The organism is Desulfatitalea alkaliphila, assembly GCF_022968795.1.
Taxonomy (GTDB): Bacteria; Desulfobacterota; Desulfobacteria; order Desulfobacterales; family Desulfosarcinaceae; genus Desulfatitalea; species Desulfatitalea alkaliphila.
This window is the reverse complement of record NZ_JALJRB010000095.1, coordinates 1-519: the sequence shown is the minus strand read 5'-3', so window position 1 is coordinate 519 and position 519 is coordinate 1. Positions and strand designations below refer to the sequence as shown.

1 protein-coding gene is annotated in these 519 nt (G+C 58.0%); it reads left to right on the top strand.

The features are described 5' to 3' along the window. The coding region (locus tag MRX98_RS21895) for an ATP-binding protein (protein ID WP_246915334.1) at positions 1-398 on the top strand (398 nt) is incomplete at its 5' end. Positions 399-519: the final 121 nt, after the last annotated feature.

Genomic DNA, 519 nt, shown 5'->3' with positions numbered 1-519 from the left:
CCGCCTCGGCCCTGGCCCATACCGCCTGTCTGGAAGGTTACACGACCCTGTTTGCAACGGCCGTCGATGTGATCAACACCCTGGCGGCCGCCCAGAGCGCGGGCCGTATGAAACAAGAGATTAAAAAGTACACCCGGCCGGCCCTCTTGGTCCTCGACGAGCTGGGCTTTTTGCCCATCGACAAGGCCGGGGCCGATCTGCTGTTCCAGGTCATCAGCCGGCGCTACGAGCAAGGGGCGATGGTGATTACCTCCAACAAGGCCTTCAAGGACTGGCCGGAGATCTTCAACAACGACAGCACGCTGACATCGGCGATCCTGGATCGATTGCTCCATCACGCCGAAACCGTTGTCATCCAGGGAAAAAGCTACCGCATGAAAGAGAAAATCGAAATCTGAGACCCGTTGAAAACCGATTGCCGGAGCAGCCAGGTACCGGCTCCGGCAACACTCAAACCCCTTGAAGTCGGGTACATTTTTAAACCGCCGGTTTTAGGGCATTTTGGCACCGCCGCTGGCA